This is a genomic window from Bacillus sp. 105MF, assembly GCF_000374885.1.
GTDB classification, from domain to species: domain Bacteria; phylum Bacillota; class Bacilli; order Bacillales; family Bacillaceae_G; genus Bacillus_A; species Bacillus_A pseudomycoides.
In genome coordinates, this window is record NZ_KB895574.1 from 101,583 (window position 1) to 117,323 (window position 15,741).

21 protein-coding genes are annotated in these 15,741 nt (G+C 35.9%); 5 read left to right on the forward strand and 16 right to left on the reverse strand.

What is annotated here, in order from left to right; all coding sequences use genetic code 11:
- Window position 1: 1 nt before the first annotated feature.
- Together C564_RS0114905 and C564_RS0114910 are read right to left on the reverse strand one after the other, a co-directional pair.
- Window positions 2-559: a ComE operon protein 2 gene (locus C564_RS0114905; RefSeq protein WP_018765857.1), complete on the reverse strand. Its 558-nt coding sequence runs from the start codon at window positions 557-559 to the stop codon at window positions 2-4.
- A 64-nt stretch (window positions 560-623) separates the two neighbouring features.
- Window positions 624-1,226, reverse strand: coding sequence for a helix-hairpin-helix domain-containing protein (locus C564_RS0114910; protein WP_026008576.1), 603 nt, complete (start codon window positions 1,224-1,226; stop codon window positions 624-626).
- Between the two features lie 79 nt (window positions 1,227-1,305).
- Here C564_RS0114910 and comER point away from each other — a divergent pair, with 79 nt between their 5' ends.
- Complete coding sequence (gene comER / locus C564_RS0114915) at window positions 1,306-2,133, forward strand: late competence protein ComER (RefSeq protein WP_018765858.1); 828 nt, start codon at window positions 1,306-1,308, stop codon at window positions 2,131-2,133.
- A 168-nt stretch (window positions 2,134-2,301) separates the two neighbouring features.
- Here the strand turns inward: comER and C564_RS0114920 are convergent, their stop codons facing one another.
- The 8 genes from C564_RS0114920 to C564_RS0114955 form a co-directional block, all read right to left on the reverse strand.
- Window positions 2,302-3,051: a class I SAM-dependent DNA methyltransferase gene (locus C564_RS0114920; protein WP_018765859.1), complete on the reverse strand. Its 750-nt coding sequence runs from the start codon at window positions 3,049-3,051 to the stop codon at window positions 2,302-2,304.
- Window positions 3,051-3,404 (reverse strand): ribosome silencing factor, encoded by a 354-nt coding sequence (rsfS, locus tag C564_RS0114925; protein ID WP_018765860.1) that lies wholly within the window; start codon window positions 3,402-3,404, stop codon window positions 3,051-3,053. Before rsfS ends, C564_RS0114920 begins: the two co-directional genes overlap by 1 nt.
- A complete protein-coding gene (gene yqeK, locus C564_RS0114930; RefSeq protein WP_018765861.1) occupies window positions 3,401-3,970 on the reverse strand; it encodes a bis(5'-nucleosyl)-tetraphosphatase (symmetrical) YqeK in 570 nt (189 codons plus the stop codon). The genes rsfS and yqeK overlap by 4 nt, the downstream gene beginning before the upstream one ends.
- Window positions 3,960-4,529, reverse strand: a complete 570-nt coding sequence (locus tag C564_RS0114935) for a nicotinate-nucleotide adenylyltransferase (RefSeq protein ID WP_003200594.1) — start codon at window positions 4,527-4,529, stop codon at window positions 3,960-3,962. The genes yqeK and C564_RS0114935 overlap by 11 nt, the downstream gene beginning before the upstream one ends.
- Window positions 4,530-4,693: 164 nt before the next feature.
- Window positions 4,694-4,984: a ribosome assembly RNA-binding protein YhbY gene (yhbY, locus tag C564_RS0114940; RefSeq protein WP_003200592.1), complete on the reverse strand. Its 291-nt coding sequence runs from the start codon at window positions 4,982-4,984 to the stop codon at window positions 4,694-4,696.
- 4 nt (window positions 4,985-4,988) lie between these two features.
- Window positions 4,989-5,822: a shikimate dehydrogenase gene (gene aroE / locus C564_RS0114945; RefSeq protein WP_018765862.1), complete on the reverse strand. Its 834-nt coding sequence runs from the start codon at window positions 5,820-5,822 to the stop codon at window positions 4,989-4,991.
- Between the two features lie 15 nt (window positions 5,823-5,837).
- Window positions 5,838-6,944 (reverse strand): ribosome biogenesis GTPase YqeH, encoded by a 1,107-nt coding sequence (gene yqeH / locus C564_RS0114950; protein WP_018765863.1) that lies wholly within the window; start codon window positions 6,942-6,944, stop codon window positions 5,838-5,840.
- Window positions 6,945-6,947: 3 nt separating this feature from the next.
- Window positions 6,948-7,460, reverse strand: a complete 513-nt coding sequence (locus C564_RS0114955) for a YqeG family HAD IIIA-type phosphatase (RefSeq protein ID WP_003200585.1) — start codon at window positions 7,458-7,460, stop codon at window positions 6,948-6,950.
- A 243-nt stretch (window positions 7,461-7,703) separates the two neighbouring features.
- Between C564_RS0114955 and C564_RS0114960 the strand changes: the two genes are divergently transcribed.
- Window positions 7,704-7,859 (forward strand): sporulation histidine kinase inhibitor Sda, encoded by a 156-nt coding sequence (locus C564_RS0114960; RefSeq protein WP_000850094.1) that lies wholly within the window; start codon window positions 7,704-7,706, stop codon window positions 7,857-7,859.
- 148 nt (window positions 7,860-8,007) lie between these two features.
- On the opposite strand, the gene C564_RS0114965 is transcribed toward C564_RS0114960, so the two are convergent.
- From C564_RS0114965 to rpmG, 3 genes are all read right to left on the reverse strand, one after another.
- Window positions 8,008-8,805 carry a phosphatidylserine decarboxylase gene (locus C564_RS0114965; protein ID WP_018765864.1) on the reverse strand — a complete coding sequence of 266 codons (798 nt, stop codon included), beginning with the start codon at window positions 8,803-8,805 and terminating at the stop codon, window positions 8,008-8,010.
- A 294-nt stretch (window positions 8,806-9,099) separates the two neighbouring features.
- Window positions 9,100-9,813: an RNA polymerase sporulation sigma factor SigK gene (sigK, locus tag C564_RS0114970; protein ID WP_018765865.1), complete on the reverse strand. Its 714-nt coding sequence runs from the start codon at window positions 9,811-9,813 to the stop codon at window positions 9,100-9,102.
- Window positions 9,814-9,934: 121 nt separating this feature from the next.
- Window positions 9,935-10,084 carry a 50S ribosomal protein L33 gene (rpmG, locus tag C564_RS0114975; protein ID WP_001265619.1) on the reverse strand — a complete coding sequence of 50 codons (150 nt, stop codon included), beginning with the start codon at window positions 10,082-10,084 and terminating at the stop codon, window positions 9,935-9,937.
- Between the two features lie 358 nt (window positions 10,085-10,442).
- Between rpmG and C564_RS0114980 the strand changes: the two genes are divergently transcribed.
- On the forward strand, window positions 10,443-11,093 hold the full coding sequence (locus C564_RS0114980) for a GTP pyrophosphokinase (protein ID WP_003200578.1): 651 nt from the start codon (window positions 10,443-10,445) through the stop codon (window positions 11,091-11,093).
- Between the two features lie 26 nt (window positions 11,094-11,119).
- Here C564_RS0114980 and C564_RS0114985 read toward each other — a convergent pair whose 3' ends face one another.
- Window positions 11,120-11,599, reverse strand: a complete 480-nt coding sequence (locus C564_RS0114985) for a hypothetical protein (protein WP_006095975.1) — start codon at window positions 11,597-11,599, stop codon at window positions 11,120-11,122.
- Between the two features lie 56 nt (window positions 11,600-11,655).
- Window positions 11,656-13,041, reverse strand: a complete 1,386-nt coding sequence (locus C564_RS0114990; RefSeq protein ID WP_003200574.1) for an alkaline phosphatase — start codon at window positions 13,039-13,041, stop codon at window positions 11,656-11,658.
- A gap of 293 nt (window positions 13,042-13,334) precedes the next feature.
- Between C564_RS0114990 and C564_RS0114995 the strand changes: the two genes are divergently transcribed.
- Window positions 13,335-14,174: a GNAT family N-acetyltransferase gene (locus tag C564_RS0114995; RefSeq protein ID WP_018765866.1), complete on the forward strand. Its 840-nt coding sequence runs from the start codon at window positions 13,335-13,337 to the stop codon at window positions 14,172-14,174.
- 24 nt (window positions 14,175-14,198) lie between these two features.
- Window positions 14,199-15,071 carry an alpha/beta fold hydrolase gene (locus C564_RS0115000; protein WP_371388594.1) on the forward strand — a complete coding sequence of 291 codons (873 nt, stop codon included), beginning with the start codon at window positions 14,199-14,201 and terminating at the stop codon, window positions 15,069-15,071.
- A 41-nt stretch (window positions 15,072-15,112) separates the two neighbouring features.
- Here C564_RS0115000 and C564_RS0115005 read toward each other — a convergent pair whose 3' ends face one another.
- Complete coding sequence (locus C564_RS0115005) at window positions 15,113-15,613, reverse strand: DoxX family protein (protein WP_003208549.1); 501 nt, start codon at window positions 15,611-15,613, stop codon at window positions 15,113-15,115.
- Window positions 15,614-15,741 lie beyond the last annotated feature (128 nt).

Sequence of the window (15,741 nt, forward strand, 5' to 3'; positions counted from 1 at the left end):
CTTATAGTATCTCTTTTGCTCTAGCAAATACTTGTTGTAATTCATTCATTGTTAAATCATCTTTTTCTAAAGATGAAAACAGTTCTTTTAATTGCAAATGACGTTCTTGTTGCTCTAACGTTGTAATATCATATTCTAACGGAACATGTTTCACAGTGACATTTGCTTGTTCGAATAGTTCCACAGCATACGGGTGATTTTTATAGTCTTGTGCGTAATAAACAGCTGTAATACCACTTTGAATAATGGCTTTACAACATTGTAAACAAGGAAAGTGTGTAACATAAATTTCCGCACCTTCTGTTTTCGCACCAAATTTTGCACATTGCAACAGTGCATTCATTTCAGCGTGAATTGTACGAACACAATGATTATCAATGATATAACACCCATCATCTATACAATGCACACCACCCGTGATTGAACCGTTATATCCACCCGCAATAATTCGCTTATCGCGGACAATTGTCGCTCCTACTGCAAGCCTTGTACACGTACTACGTAGCGATAATAAGTGACTTTGCGTCATAAAATATTGATCCCAAGAAATTCGTTCCATATCTTTTCACCTACTTTTTCATCTACTTGTAGTGTAGCGAAAGAAGAAAAAGTTCGTCAATCCTTTATGGAATAATTATTTTATCTTTTATTTTTTCAAGCGATTTCTCTCCAATGCCATCTACCTCCAATAAATCTTCCATTTTTTGAAACGGCCCATGTTCTTCTCGATATTTCAAAATATTTTCTGCTTTCCGAGGCCCAATTCCCGTTATTTTTTCGAGCTGCTCTTTTGAAGCAACATTAATTTGAATTTTCTCCTCCTGCCGCCCTGAAGGTAGATTAGCTCCTTGAACTTGCTCTCCTTTTTTCGGGACATAGAGTAACATTTGATCTTGCATAAGCTGCGCTAAGTTCACTTTTTCCATATCCGCTTCAGGTAAAAAACCACCCGCTTTTTCAATCCCGTCTTTTACGCGTGCACCCGCTCCTACCTCATATACACCTTCGCGATGCACAGCACCTTTTATATCAATCATAATTGTTTTTTTCTGTTCATTTGATTCTGCTACTTTCAATTTACCTTTTCTCTCTTCACTCTTCACATTTGTATCAAGTTTCACGGTCGGTTGCACAGCTTGTTGCTTCGTCTGCCACATAAACAGTATAAATACGACGCCAACAGCCCCTAATAAAACGAGCCACTTCTTTTGAAAATTCTGCATAATTTTAATACCTCCAATTCATAAATTCACAACATGGTTCATATTGTTTAGGAGAAAGATGTTACGAAGGAGGGATGAAACATTGAACATAGGAATTATAGGGACAGGAAACATGGGGAATATACTAATCGATGCATTTTTAGAAACCCGTGCTGTCAAACCTTCGTGCCTTACTATTATTAATCGTACGCCTGCCAAAGCATATCATATAAAAGAGAAGTATCCTTCTGTTCATATAGCAAAGACAGTGCAAGAGGTAATTGAACGTTCAGAGCTTATTTTTATTTGCGTTAAACCTTTAGACATCTATCCAATTTTAAAAAAACACACTGCCCACTTTACTGATGAAAAATGTTTAATTTCTATTACAAGCCCCATATCAGCAGCTCAATTAGAACAGATTGTATCTTGTCACGTCGCACGTATTATTCCGAGCATTACAAACCGCGCATTCTCTGGCGCCTCACTATTCACATTCGGGAAAAACTGTTCGAAAGAATGGGAACAAAAGTTACTTCGTTTGTTTAAAAATATTTCTACACCTATTGTGATCGGAGAAGATATTACACGAGTTTCATCTGACATTGCAAGCTGCGGACCCGCATTCTTCAGCTACTTACTACAATGTTTCATTGATGCTGCTGTGGATAAAACAAATATTACTCATGAAGAAGCAACTACTTTAGCAAGTGAAATGATTATCGGGATGGGGAAATTACTAGAAAAAGAAATTTTCACATTACCAACTCTACAAGAGAAAGTATGTGTAAAAGGCGGTGTTACAGGAGAGGGTATTCGTATTTTAGAGGATCACGTCGGAGATATGTTCCATAAATTATTCGAGCGGACACATGAAAAATACGATGAAGATTTAGAAGGCGTTGAACAACAATTTAATAAGCACACGTAAATAATACGCCACAATGATACAGATTCCTCTTAAAAATCCTTCTCTTTTTCTCATCCTATTTTTTATCAAACCCTTATTTTTAGATTTTATAGGTATTACTTTTCTACTTTTCTATAAATAAAATATTGTATTCTAAACAAAAAAAAGCAACCTAATCGGTTGCTTTTTTTATCCATTCTTTTTCGCCATAAAAAAGATACGTTCCGTTTGTTCAGTTACTTCCATTCGTTCAAAATCACCCGTTACACGAAGTACTGTAAATCCAGCTTCTTCAAGCCATTTTGTTAACAATCCAACTGAATAGGCACGTTGCATATGACATTCATCAAAGCGATGATATACACCTTCCTCTGGATCCTGTACAAAGAATGACAAGTCATGTTCTACACTATCTGATTCTTCGCCAGGGAAGCAGTTCCAAATGAGAGCTATCTCTTCCCCATTGACTGTGTACGTTTCATTTTGAAAGACATGATAAATTTTATATAAAGAGTGTACATCAAATAAGAACAGACCATCTTGACGCAAATGGTGAAATACTCGTCTGAATGTTTCTTGTATCCCTTCTTCTTGCAATACATAATTTAATGAATCACAAAAGATTGTCACACAATCAAATTCACCAGGAACATCTAGTTCTCTCATATCCTGTTGATAAAAAGGAATAAAATACCCTTCTCCCCCAAGCTTTTGCTGGGCAACTGTTAGCATTTCTTCTGAAAGATCGACACCAATCATGTCATAACCTTTTCGCACAAGCGGAAGTGTTACATTCCCAGTCCCGCACGCTACATCAAGAATCTTCGCCTCTTTCATGCCTGCCTGCTGTAAGCTTTCCTCTGTGAATTCTACCCATTTATCATATGGGACATCATTCATGAGTTCATCATACAACAATGCAAATTGCTCATATCTCATTAGCTTAACTCTTCTGTAATATCTTCACGTGGCACATCGCCCCATAGACGCTCTAAATTATAATGATCACGCTCATCTTTATGGAATACATGCGCAACTACATCACCAAGGTCCACTAGAACCCAACGCGCTTCATCGAAGCCTTCCATACGTTGTACGTCGATTTGGAATTCATGTGCCTTCGCTTTAATTTCACGTGCAATTGCTTGTACTTGCTTATCAGAATTCCCGTGACAAATAATAAAATAATCTGCAATTGGTGAAATTCCTTGCATGTTTAGTACAACCATATCTTCTGCTCTTTTATCATCAGCTGCTTTTGCTGCTAATACTAATAACTCTTTATCTTTCATTCAGTAATTTCCTCCTTCAGTACCGCATTGTATGTTTGAAATGTTAACGGATAGATCGTTTGATCCTTTTCCATTAAAAATTGAATCGTACGTTTTAATGCAAATAATAAAGCTTTATTTATATCTTCCTGTGCTAATTTCCGTGCTTCTTCCACACCTGGAAATTTGCGTCCAGGTTCAATATAATCTGCCACATAAATAACTTTATCAAGCATTGTCATCTCTTCATGACCGCTTGTATGATATGTAATAGCTTGCAGAATTTCAGAGTCCGTAATGCCGACTTCTTTTTCTACTAAGTATGCCCCAACTGGTGCATGCCATAACTCTTTGTTGTAGTGAAGTAAATCTTGTGGCAACTCTTCCTGCTTAATAATGTCTTCCATCTCTTGAATCGGTCTACATTTTGCATAATCATGAAATATAGCAGCCATTTCTGCTTTTTTCTCATCCACGCCATATAGCTTAGCAAGTTCAATTGCCGTTTCCATTACACCAATTGTATGTATATAACGTTTTTCATGCATTTGTTGTTTTACAATCTCAAGTGCTTTCTCACGATTCATACAACCCATTCCTCTCGATATATACCTGTACTTGTTCTGGAAGCAAATATTTGCACGTTTTCTTCTCTTTATATCTCTCACGTAACAAGGAAGACGAAACAGCAAATTCCGGAATTTCTACTGTGACGATTTCATAAGGTGTATTTAATGTATACCCCGGTCTTGCAACCCCAACAAAAGTTACAAGTTGAAGTAATTTCTCGATGTTATACCATTTTGGTAAATACTCCACCATATCTCCGCCAATAATAAAATGAAACTGCGCGTCCGGATGCTTCTTAGTTAATTGTAACATAGTGTCATATGTATAGGATGGACCTTCTCTTCTTAACTCTTCTAAACAAACCGAGAAATACTCCTCTTGCTCAATTGCTAACTCTAACATGTTCAATCGATTTTCTACACTTGTAATACTACGATCTTGTTTATGAGGTGGAATTTGATTCGGCAAAAACCATATTTCATCAAGCGCGAGTGCATCATATACCTCATTTGCAATCAGCAAATGTCCATAATGAGGCGGATCAAACGTGCCGCCAATGATTCCGATTTTTTTCAAATGAAACGCCCCCTTTAATTCACAAGCAGTAATCTTTCCTAAACAACATGCGGAGAGATTACTGCCTGTAAAAGCTCAATTGGTCTAAACCCTATTATCCCGAACATAGCAAGCATATGCTATGGAAACGACATATACACATCCTGAGCACAGTAAACTTGCTATTATGGAAGTTTGATTTGTTTATTTTCTCTTGATTCTTTATATAAAACAATTGTGCTTCCAATTACTTGGACAATTTCAGCTCTCGCACCTTTAGCCAATTCTTCTGCAACTTCACGACGATCAAATTCACAGTTTTGTAGTACGCTCACTTTGAATAACTCACGAGCTTCTAACGCCTCTGCAATTTGTTTTACCATATTTTCATTTACGCCACCTTTTCCAACTTGAAAAATCGGTGTTAAGTGATGTGCTTTTGCACGTAAAAATCTTTTTTGTTTTCCTGTTAACATATAGTTAGCCTCCAAGCTTTCTCATTACTAATTGTTTCATTTTTTCGATATTCGGCATACGCCCTGTCCACAATTCAAATGCAAGTGCTCCTTGATAAACAAACATATCTATTCCATTCTGTACGATCGCTCCTTTAGCTTTCGCATCTTGCAGAAGCTTTGTCTCAAATGGATTATAAATAATATCCGAGACAATCGTCCCTTGTTTCAAAGATTGAATTTGCAACGGTGTATTTTGGATATGCGGATGCATTCCTATCGTTGTTGTATGAATGATAATATCATAATTCCCTTGTTCTTCAGTTGCTTGCTCTAATGAAAGAGCTTGCGATGTAATCTTTGCTTGGCATCCAGAGAGAAGATGATTTGCCTTTTCCACTGTTCGATTGGCAATATCAATTTCCTTTACACCTGCGTCTGCAAGCGAAAAATAGATAGCACGGCACGCTCCACCTGCACCGAGTAATAAAATACGCTTTTGATAAAGCGGCTCTTTACTAATCGATTGTAATGAACGAACATAACCAATTCCATCTGTATTATAACCAATTAGTTTTCCATCTCTATGAACCACCGTATTCACAGCACCAATTTGCTTTGCTAACGGATCAATTTCATCCAAGTATTTCATAATTGAAACTTTATGTGGAGTCGTGACATTAAATCCTGAAACTCCTAACGCCTTTAACCCTTTCACTGCTTCCCCTAATGTTTCTTCTTCTACAAGAAACGCATGATAATGAGCATCTATATTCAAGTGTTCAAATGCATCGTTATGCATGAGCGGTGACAATGAATGTCCAATTGGATTCCCGATTACACCATATAATTGTTTCATAAATCCCTCTCCATATTAAATTAAAGATTTACGTAATGAAACACTAACTCCTTTTGGTACATGAGCAACGATTTTTGCACCTGGCTCATTTACAGTCACCCATCCTAATCCAGAGAATACAACATCTGTTTTGGGCTCACGAATATTAAATTCATATTTCACAAGCCCAGGCAGATTTTCTAGTTCTTCTGGAGTTGGTGGATTTAATAACTCCCCAGCATGTTTTTCATACAATTCATCTGCTTTTTCAAGTTTTGTACGATGAATTGGTAGACGATTTGATAAATGACAAGTGAACGCACGACGACCACCACTAATATAATCAAAACGTGCTAATCCCCCGAAGAATAATGTTTGTTCTTCGTTTAATTGGAATACCATTGGCTTAATTTCCTTCGTTGGTGTAATAAGTTTTAAGCTTTGCTTTCCAACGTAATGTGCCATTTGGTGGTGATTAATAATACCTGGTGTATCATATAAAGAAGATGTTTCATCTAATGGAATGTCAATTAAATCAAGTGTTGTTCCTGGAAAATGAGACGTTGTAATCACATTCTCAGTTTCTTCACTAAATTCTTTAATCATGCGATTAATAAATGTAGATTTCCCAACATTTGTACACCCTACAACGTATACATCCTTACCACCGCGGTACTGTTCAATCGCCTCAGCAAGCTCGCGAATACCTTGTCCTTTTGCTGCACTAATTAAAAAGACATCTTCTGGTTTTAAGCCCAGTTGCTTTGCACTATAACGCATCCAATGTTTTACTTTATCATGCTTTACTGACTTTGGAATTAAATCCGATTTGTTTCCAACAAGCAATACTTTGTTGTTCCCTACAAAACGATGTAAGCCTGGTAACCAACTACCATTGAAGTCAAAAATATCTACAATTTTGACAACAAGCGCGTCTGATTGTCCAATTCCATTTAAAATGCGCAAGAAATCATCATCTGTTAAAGACACATCTTGAATTTCATTATAGTTCTTTAAACGGAAACAACGTTGACAAATCACCTGTTCTTTTTCTAAAGATGAAGTTGGTGCATATCCAACCCCATTTTTATTTTCTGTTTGAATTTCTACACCGCAACCAATACATTTAATTGTTTCAGTCAAACTTTATTCCTCCCAGTTAATTAAACCTTTTTTCTTCATATTGCTCATAATTCTTCGTTCAATTTTTCGATTAAAGCGCGTTACTAGTCCATCTGTTTGTGCCACTGGCACGACTAAAATTGTATATAAACCAACGCGATTCCCGCCTAATACATCCGTTAACAATTGGTCCCCAATAACAACTACTTCATCCGCTTTTAAATTCATTTCTTGTATCGCACGTTTAAAAGCACGAACAAATGGTTTACGTGCGCTATGGATAAAAGGAATGCCAAGTGGATCTGCAAAATCCTTTACACGTTGCTCATTATTATTTGAAACGACCGTTACTTGAATGCCTTGCTCTTTCATTTTTAAAAACCATTGCTCAAGCTTAGGCGTTGCATTCGGGCGATCCCATTCAATTAAAGTATTATCTAAATCAGTAATAATACCTTTGATCCCGCGTTTTTTTAAATCTTCCGGTTGAACATGATATACGTTTTTTACGTATTCATTAGGTAAAAATAATTTCAATTTCTTTCACCTCTTTGAGGAGTTTTCTTAAAATTTTTCGACAACATTTTTCGATAGCGAGCTTGTGGATAACATTGTACACATTTTCCACATTAATATTTCAGTTAATTCGAAATTTATCAACAACTCACACACACCTTATCCACGGTGATATGTGGATAACCAGTCGTTTGTGACTATCATAATTTTTTGATACAGTAGATGCAACAAAGAACCTATCCTTATTATCGGAGGTGACTCACCTTGAAAACGAAACATATGGAACAGTTATCTACTGAGTTACTCACTGAGTCTTATTATAAAGCAAAAGAACTAAAATTAAATCCTGACTTCATTTTACTTATAAAACAAGAAATCATCCGGCGATCATTAGAGGACAAGCTTGTCAAATCGTCTTGAGTACATATAGATTACTGCTTCGCCTGTAAAAAGAGCCATCCTCAAGATGGCTCTTTTATAAAATGAAACTTCCATCCGTGGGAACTTTTCACTCATCACATAAGTCCATCTAACTTCTTGGTGTCCTCACAAGTTTGTGATAAAACTTTTACTGCCCGTTACCATTAGATAAGCGCGTTGCGATTTTTTCACCAACGCGAAGTTCTTGGCCACTCGTTAATGTTGAAACAACTTCAACCATTCCTTTTTCAAACAGTAACACGACTGTTGAACCAAATGTAAAGTATGCCATCTCTTCACCTTTTTGAACAGTATTTCTTTCATGAAGAAGCTCAATACTATTTACAAACATAGCTCCTACTTTTACAAGCGCCATATGTTGTCCTTCACTATCGACCTCTGTGACAGAACGATAGTTCTTTGACAATGGTTCTTTTCCATATTTCATTCCTGCTGCGTTTACTGGATATGATTTTCTTCCAAGTACAAATCTCTCTGTCACAGCACCTGAGAGCGGGCTATGAATGCGATGATAATGACTTGGACTTAAATAAATAACCATATATGTACCGCCGGCATAGCGTCTTGCTCGCTCTTCATTACCTAGCATATCCACAAGCGAATACCGCTTGCCTTTAATATCAAATGTTTTCGTTTCTTCAATAGGGCCATGATCAGCAGATACCCCATCAACAGGACTAACAATACTTGATGCCGCTGCATCTATTTCTCGTTTTCCTTCTTTCAACTTACGTGTAAATAATTCATGCAGCGTCTGGTATTCCTTTAAGTCCTTCTCCATCTCATCCTGATTCAATTGAAATGCTTTTGCATAAGATGAAATAATAATGGAACTTAAGCGAGACTGTGCAAATTTACGTAATATATGAGAAGTAAAACGCCCGTTTGTAAGTTCGATCATGAATCGATATAATGTACGTCGCAAACCGCGAAACCTCCTAATAAGTCTTAATGTAACAATTAAGTTTAGCTTTCCCTTCTTTTCTTTCTATATCAGAAAGTGGTTTTTATATTCACTTATCATGCATCGAGCCAGTCATATAAAAAGAAAAAACAAGTACTATTTCATTCTTAAATTCGTTAGCACCTTCTAATATTACAGATAGAACCCGTCATTTTCAACAGTGAACGTATATTTCTTCTTAGAGTTTCTTGTTTTATTCCCTTTTCATCAAAAGAAAAAACGGCTGCACTCGAGCTGCAACCGTACCACACACCTTTACGCTTTTCCCTTCTTTTCCTTCTCCGCACGAACAAATTCATGAAACATTTTCATCAGCGCTCGCTTCTCAATCCGGGACACGTAACTTCTTGAAATGCCTAGCGCTTTCGCAATTTCTCGCTGCGTTTTTTCTTTATCAAGACCAAGTCCAAACCTTTTTACAATCACTTCTTTCTCTCGTTCATCTAAAATATCGATATATTCCTTAATTTTTTCTAATTCCATGCTAAGCTGGATCATATCAATTACATCTTCGGATTCGGATTTTAAAATATCGATAAGTGATATTTCATTTCCTTCCTTGTCCTGTCCAATCGGGTCATGAAGTGAAACATCTTTTTTTGTTTTCTTCAGTACACGCAAATGCATTAAAATTTCATTTTCAATACAACGAGCTGCATATGTCGCCAGCTTCGTTCCTTTCCCCGCTGAATAACTCTCAATTGCCTTAATGAGCCCAATCGTTCCGATAGAAATTAAATCTTCCGAATCCTCACCTGTGTTTTCAAATTTCTTAACAATATGAGCCACAAGCCGTAAATTATGTTCAATTAAAAGATTTCTCGCATGAGCATCACCTTGCTCCATCAGCTCTAAGTACTTCTTTTCATCGTCTGATGACAATGGCTGTGGGAACGCATTGTTTTTAACATAAGAAACAAATACAAACACTTCGCGAATCATGTATCCAATTGCGGCGAATAGACTCAAACCCTTCACCTCCGCCAAAATAGTGGTCTTTACTATATGTATGTGGGCGGGGGGTTGTTTGTGTCTGTACCTACTTAAGAATAGAAATGCATAAAAAAACAGCAAGATTTCTCTAGCTGTTTTACTTCGTTTCACGATGCAATGTTACTCGCTTTAATCGTGGACAATATTTTTTCAGTTCAATACGCTCCGGATTATTTCGCTTATTCTTCTTCGTAATATAATTACGATCACCGCATTCTGTACAAGCTAATGTAATGTTTACACGCATATGTAGACCTCCTTTTCTCCAAAGACCGCAACTAAAACGTAACGATTACGATTTATACAATGAATGCTATTATTCTTTTTGTCAATTCACCCTTTTAACAATCATTCTAAAAAGACAAAAAACTGAAACAATTAGTTCATACGAAATTCACATCAATCCATTACTATTAGAATTGTACATAATCAATTTATTAACAATCCAATTTATTGATATATGAAAGCTAATTAGAAAGGAGTTAAAAACAAATGAAAGCAAAATACCGTTTTATGATCTCATCATTTGCAGCATGCGCTTATATGATTTGGTATTTAGTATAATAAGCAACCTTATTTGCAAATATGAAAAGGTGTGTATATAAATGAAATATAATCAATCAACTGTTAACTATTGGAAAGCATTTGTATTACCTTATACATTCGCTTTAGAAGAGTTAAAAACAAAATTCGAAATTATGAACCGGGAAGCTCAATTCTTAGAGGACTACAACCCGTTTGAACATATAAAAACAAGATTGAAACAGCCTGAAAGCATCGTAAAAAAACTCGAACGCAAAAATTTAGCACCAACGATTGCAAATGCGCAAACACATTTGCAAGATATTATCGGCATCCGGATTACATGTTGCTTTGTGGAAGATATTTATCACTTAAAACAAGTCATTGAAAATCGTGAAGACATGGAAATTGTAGAAGTAAAAGATTACATTGCTAATCCAAAGCAAAACGGCTATAAAAGTTTGCATATGATTATTAAGTATCCACTAGCGCTAAATTCTGGTACAAAAGAAGTTTTTGCAGAAATTCAATTACGTACACTCGCTATGGACTTCTGGGCAAGTTTAGAGCATAAACTCTACTATAAATATGAGGGGAATATCCCCGATTATTTAAAAGATGAACTCCACGATGCTGCCATGAAAGCTGAAGAGCTTGATAATAAAATGGCAACCATCCGCCAAGATATTGATGAGATTGAAGCATGTTCAAATCAAATTTTACTACCATTATAAAAGGTTCTCCTAATTAGAGAACCTTTTTATTTCTTTTCTACCGTCCGGACTTCTTCAATTTTCCAATGCTCATCTTCTTTTCCTAGCGCATACCGGATCTTTTTCTGAAGAGAGCTTCCACCATCTATTTCTTTTTCTTCTGTTTCAACAATGACAAAATTGCCTTTTGAACTTTTCACTTGAACACGATTCAACTCAATTCTCTTATTTTCTCGTTGAAACGCCGCTTCTTTTTGTGTTCGTAAGTCTTCGGCGCCAACAATTTTACCCGAAAACAAAGCCATATGTTGATCGAAATTTTTTTCGTTTGTCGTCTGCACAAACGTCTCTATTACATTCCGAATTTCTTTCTCTTCTTCTGGTGTTACATGTACCTTCGTTTCTTGTTTTACCGTTACCTCTTTCTTTTCTATATCTTTCTGCTTCGTTTCTTGCTGAAATTGACAACCCATTAATAATAACCCAGCTAGAGCAGAAGCCCCTATTTTCTTAACAAAATTTTGCATCCTTTATTCCTCCAAAAAAGAAAAAACGAGGCGAAATGCCTCGCTTTCCTTCACAATTAGCGTCTACCTTTATTAGGGTCACCGCCACCAACAATATCGAAGACACGTTTTGCTAAATTTGTATTTTCTTGAACGCCAGAGAATAGATATTTACCTGGTCCAAATGCATATACGTTCACATCTTCACCCGTATGTCCACCTGTTGTCCAGCCTGTAAATGAACGTTTATTGAAGATTTCTTCAATCGCATTATCAATTTTCGTTACATCTTTTGATGGAGCAATGTCATTCACGGATTTAATTTCTTCTGTTGTTAATTGTAAATCAATGTATTTTTTCAACGTTTCTTCTACATTTGCACCTTTTGCAATTTCATTTGCCATAAAGTCTGGTGTACGTTTCGCAGCTTTAATTGCATTTGCATTAAAGTTATATTCACCGTTTACACCAAGAGAGAATCCACCAGTAGAATGGTCAGCTGTTGCAATCACTAATGTATGTTTATCTTTTTTCGCAAATTCAATTGCTGCTTTAAATGCTTTCTCAAAGTCTTCCATTTCACTCATCGCACCAACTACATCATTATCATGGCCAGCCCAGTCAATTTGACTACCTTCTACCATTAAAAAGAAACCTTTATCGTTTTTATTTAAACGATTGATTGCTGCATTTGTCATTTCTTCTAACGAAGGTGTTTTTTCATTACGATCGATCATTTTATCTAAGCCACCTGGTGCAAATAAACCAAGAATTTGATCACTTTTATCATTTAATAATTGCTCACGATCTGTTACATAGCTATAACCAGACTTCTTAAATTCTTCTGTAAGATTTCGATCTTTTCTTACAAAGTTATTCACGCCACCACCAAGAAGAACATCTACTTTATGTTTCCCATTAATTTTCTCATCAAAGTAATCATTTGCAATTGCATCCATATTTTTACGGCTTATATCATGCGCTCCAAAAGCAGCTGGCGTTGCATGTGTAATTTCAGAAGTTGCAACTAAACCTGTTGATTTCCCTTGCTCTTTTGCTTGTTCAAGTACTGTTTTCACTTCTGCCTGATCATTATCAACCGCGATTGCTGCATTGTATGTTTTCACACCTGCTGACATCGCTGTTGCCGCTGATGCAGAATCTGTAATATTTTGATGCTCATCTTCTGGATATGTCTTTTGTGTTCCTACAAGATGATTATCAAATTCTGTCGATTCCATTTCAAACGTCTTTGGATTGTCTTTCATATAACGATGAGCAGTCATATACGAAGGTCCCATGCCATCCCCAATTAAAACAATTACATTCTTAATTTTTGGATCACTTGCTTTTCCATCCGCTTTAATTACATCTGAACGTGTTACGCCCCACGTTACTACGGAAGTAAGTGCTAACGATGTGACAACTGCAAATGGCCATGCTTTCTTCATAAACTTTTTCACTTTTTTTGTCCCCCTAATACGTTATTAAGTTCCCTATACCCAATTTAAAGGAAGACTATTAAGGAAAAGTTAGTTATATGTAAATATTTTGTTAAGTAATGTAAATTTTAGTTATAATTTGTATATCTTTGTCTTATATCATTAAGCTTTATCACCTTTACAAAATGAAAAGAAACTAGTATGGATTTTTCAAAATTAAAAATTACTGCTTTACATTCTCTCTGTTTATGACTATGTATTCATTTTTTTCATGGTAAAATATTTCTACTAGATTAGAAATGTGGTGATTCAATATGCAAATACAAAAACTAAATAATTCTAGTATTTCACAGCTCATTTCTCTTTGCGAGGCTGTTGGATGGTTACAGACTCAATTATTTATGCGAAAGCAATTTGAAATGTACCTGTCAATCGGAAGTCTATTTGGCTATACACAGAACGAAAAACTGATTGCTACTGGTGGGGTATTCCCTTCCGAATCTGGATTTTCTTCTATCGGTATGTTAATGGTTCACCCCAACTTTCAAAAACAAGGACTTGGCCATTCTTTACTCGATTTTTGTGTGCAACAAGCGCCTACTTCTCTCCCAGTTATACTCATCGCAACAGATGCTGGTGTGCCCTTGTACCAAAAATACGGCTTTACGACAATTACAACAATCCATCGCTTTGAAAAATTTGTTACAAATACATCTACGAATCTCTCTCATTTAAAGCAAATTATACAAGATGATCTTAGTTCTCTCAGTAAGCTTGATAAAACCGCAACAGGTACGCATCGTCCAAACCATTATTCAATATTACTAGCTAGAGCAGCACTCACATTTAAAATTGAAAGAAACCACAGGATAGAGTCTTTTGCATTATGTATCCAAAAAGGGGATGTACTGTGCATTACCCCTCTTATCGCAAAAAATGAGGGAGATGCAATCCAATTATTACAATCCATTTGCAAAGGTTGGAATGGAACTGTACGTATAGATGTTCCACATTCACAATGTACATTTCGAGCACACTTGGAATCGAAAGGATTTCAAGAAACACTACTTTCACCCCTTATGATAAAAAATGGAAGTCACCTATCTGGAAATCGTGACCATTTATTTGCTATGATGGATGCAGCGTTATGTTAGAAAGGGGTCAAATGCTTGAAACGAATGAAATCTTATATAGTAAGCTGTCTTACTCTTACATTATTAGTGGGTTGTAATGCGGCAGAAAAACCAGTAGAAACAGTAAAACAGGTGAAAAATACAATTGAAACAAAGTTAACAACAGATGAAAAAATGGTCGAAATAGATGGACAAACTATTTACTTTAAACAAATTGGGAAAAAGAAACCACCATTACTTATGCTTCATGGATTTGGTGGATCATCCAACGGATTTAGCGATATTTATGCAGACTTAGCAAAAGATCATACGATTATCTCCGTTGATGTTTTAGGATTTGGCCATTCTTCCAAGCCGATGGATTTTCCATATTCTTTCCCTAACCATGCCAATCTTTATTATAAGTTAATGAAAAAATTAGGATATGATACATTTGCAGTGCTTGGTCATTCTATGGGTGGAGAAATTTCTCTTAATTTAACATACTTATATCCAAATGCAGTTACCCATCTCATTTTAACGGACGCTACAGGAGCTGTATCATTAACGAACAGAAATGCTTCACCTAAGCCACAGTTATCAACTGATTTAAATACTGTTTCTTCAATTACAAATTATGATGAAAGTAAAGTGAAATTTAAACGTGATGATACAGAACATTATAACCAAATGAAAATGTGGCCTAGACGCCTTAAGATTAATGCTAGTGAAATCAAGCTTCCAACTTTAATTATTTGGGGCAGAAATGATAGTAGTGTATCATGGAAAGAAGGCGAATCTTATCATCAGTTTTTAAAAAACAGCGCCTTTCATATTATTGAAAAAGGTTATCATGCCCCATTCCGCCAAGAACCGAAAGAATTTATGGGCTATGTAAAAGAATTCTTTGAAAAGAATCCAACCGAAACGACAAAGTAATAAAAACGGGTATCTCACCTTTGAGATACCCGTTTCATATATTAAGCAGCTTGCCTCTGTCTTTTTTGCGTTTTTGAACCTAGTAATTTAGGTCCAATCCAACCATCAATTCCAAGTTTTCCAGCATTCATGCCAGCAACTAAAACAAACATAGATAAAATAACCATTTGTGGATTCACACCTAGAGACCCACTAAACATATAGGAAAAGTTCATTACAAGACCAAAAAAGACAGCTGTTTTCGTTAAACAACCTACAATTAAACCTATTCCAACTAGAATTTCTCCCCATGTTACAAGCGTGTTAAATAGATCAACATTCGGAATTGCAAAGTCTTGTAAGAATGCTGCCCACCAAGATTGAACAGCTGGTTGTGCTCCTTTTGACTTTTCAATAGCCCCCTGCAAATAACCTGTCGCATCAAATCCCTTTCCTTGTAACTTTCCGATTCCAGCCATCAACCATGTGTATCCCAGATAAACACGGATAATCGCTAACACAAAAGAAACTGCTTTGTTTTCTCTTAAAAATTGAATAACCATATCTTCCTCCTAAAGGTGTAATTAAGTTAGTTACAGGTAATATCTTAACATTAGTTACTTATTTTTCAAATGTTAATTATGAATAAATTGTGACAATTACATAGAATGTTAAAAACTAACATTTATAT